Source organism: Anaeroplasma sp. (assembly GCF_034179385.1).
In the GTDB taxonomy this organism is placed as follows: Bacteria; Bacillota_I; Bacilli_A; order Acholeplasmatales; family Anaeroplasmataceae; genus Anaeroplasma.
In genome coordinates this window covers 1-2,130 of sequence record NZ_JAXFPY010000046.1, presented here as the reverse complement: position 1 = coordinate 2,130, position 2,130 = coordinate 1, and the positions used below count along the sequence as shown (strand labels likewise).

The following is a 2,130-nucleotide window of genomic DNA, read 5'->3' as shown; positions in this document are numbered from 1 at the left end:
ATCTTTTATCAAGACAGGTTTGACTTCTACCCCTATAAAATCAAATAACAATGCTTGATATATTGTATCAAACCTAATCTACAAAATGGTGAACCCTTCGCAGTAATACTCAGAACCCCTTTACGATATTAAGCTTTTTTCCTAAAATTGGTTCGGATACACAACCCATGTAGTTATTATAATTTATCAAATTCATCCAATTGATTATTATTTAACATATTTTCTAATAACTGAATGACTATATCATAACAATATTTTGCGTATTCATTTTGATCAATTAGTTTTGAGGTAATATTAACATAATCATATTCATAATACTTTTCGTCAATTATTTTTTTAATTATGTTTTTTATAAAGACACCATCTTTACACGATAAACAAGAAGAATTACTTTTTCTATATTCTTTTACTTCGCTTATTAATAATCCTAGTGAATTCATATCTATCACTTCAGACAATTTATATAAATCATATAAATGCCTTGAATTTCTTTCTACTTTACTAGATAAATAATAATCACATATAGCGAATATCTTATCAACGAATGTTCTTTCGAGTGATTGAACTTTCACAATAAAAGGATTCAATTCATATCTTTCGATTATATCATTTCTATTTATACATTTTAAATAATCATAAATATATGTGCTACATTCTTTTTCGACATATGGAAAAGATGGTATTTGTAATGCTACTTCAACCACTATGCTTTCCTTTAAAATGCTCGTATTAAAAGACTGATTATAATTTATTAAATATCGGTTAAAATCTCTTCTACTTCTTGTTTCATCCAAATTAGAAATATTCATATTCATTTCTTCTGAAATTTTTTGTATTTCTTTTTTTAAAGATTTTCTTTTAGAGTCTCCTACCTTACCATTATAATTTAAATCAATATCTTCTGAATATCTAGATATTATTTTATGGCATTTAGATAACGATGTTCCACCCTTAAAAATAATGTTATCATCATATTCAATAAGTTTTTTTAGAAACATCATAGAATAATAATCTTTTTCTATAATAGCCGGTATAAAACTAAAATATTCACTTGCATTAATAATTAAAGTTTTCAAATCTTCTTTGTTATCATATAAATTCATATAAAAGCCTGCTTTCTATTAGTTTTTTTGAAGTCTTAGAAGGATAATAAGTAATCAAATCTAAGATAACATTTTTATTTAAATTATTATCTTTAATATATTTTTTAAGTACATCTATATTATCGCTTAAATCATTAGAATTTGCATTGTTTATAAAATCTAAAAACTGATTTTCTAAATAGTTGTTCTTATTAATTTTAACATATGGCTTTCTCAATATTATATTTTGATTTTTCAAAGTTGTTTCTCTTACTCTACTTTTTTCTTTATTTGTAACTATTTCATAAACATAAGGAACTTGTGTAGATATACCAAGCTTATTATAAAATGATAATCCTGAGTAAAACCCATATATATCATTATCATTTGTAATATATTTTCTATTAATAACATCATCAATTGATAATGTACTTCTACCTAGTATTGTCTCTTTAGGAATATAATAAACACCTTGTGAATACTTTTCTAGGATCCCTTGACTATTATATCTAGATAATTGCTTTCTGAGATTAGCATATGAAATTTCAGGAATAGATAGTTCTTCTGTTAAAATTGGTTTATTAGTTCCATACTTTTTTAATAAATAATCAATTAGAATCATAAAAATCACCACCATCTATAGTTTACAATTATAAATTATTTTTGTCAATATTTGTGACATTTTTTTAAGAAAAGCGGCTGTTAAACCAGTAATTGATTTTTTTCGAAACCTAGTTTTTTAAAAGCCCCTAATCTACAAAATGGTGAACCCTTCGCAGTAATACTCAGAACCTCTTTACGATATTAAGCCTTTTTCTTTAAAGTATTTCGGATACATAGCACCTATGGCTATGTTACTTCTAAATGGGCTGTTATATTATTGCCATTAACTTTTTCAAATCCTACTTTTTCATATAATCGAATTGCTTTTTCATTATCTATATCAACAAGTAGCATAATTCTTTTATTCTTATCTAGTTCTATAGCATAGGATAGCATATCTGTCGCTATACCCATATTTCTATATTCTTCTTTGACAAAAACATCA

The 2,130-nt window shown here is 24.7% G+C and carries 3 protein-coding genes; all 3 read right to left on the bottom strand.

What is annotated here, in order from left to right:
- Positions 1-176 precede the first annotated feature (176 nt).
- Positions 177-1,103: a nucleotidyl transferase AbiEii/AbiGii toxin family protein gene (locus SPJ17_RS03215; protein ID WP_321092696.1), complete on the bottom strand. Its 927-nt coding sequence runs from the start codon at positions 1,101-1,103 to the stop codon at positions 177-179.
- The gene (locus SPJ17_RS03210; protein WP_321092693.1) at positions 1,090-1,704 is read right to left on the bottom strand and encodes a DUF6088 family protein; all 615 of its coding nucleotides are present in this window, start codon (positions 1,702-1,704) and stop codon (positions 1,090-1,092) included. The genes SPJ17_RS03215 and SPJ17_RS03210 overlap by 14 nt, the downstream gene beginning before the upstream one ends.
- 227 nt (positions 1,705-1,931) lie before the next feature.
- Positions 1,932-2,130 (bottom strand): GNAT family N-acetyltransferase (locus SPJ17_RS03205; protein WP_321092692.1); only part of this gene is annotated, 199 nt, incomplete at its 5' end.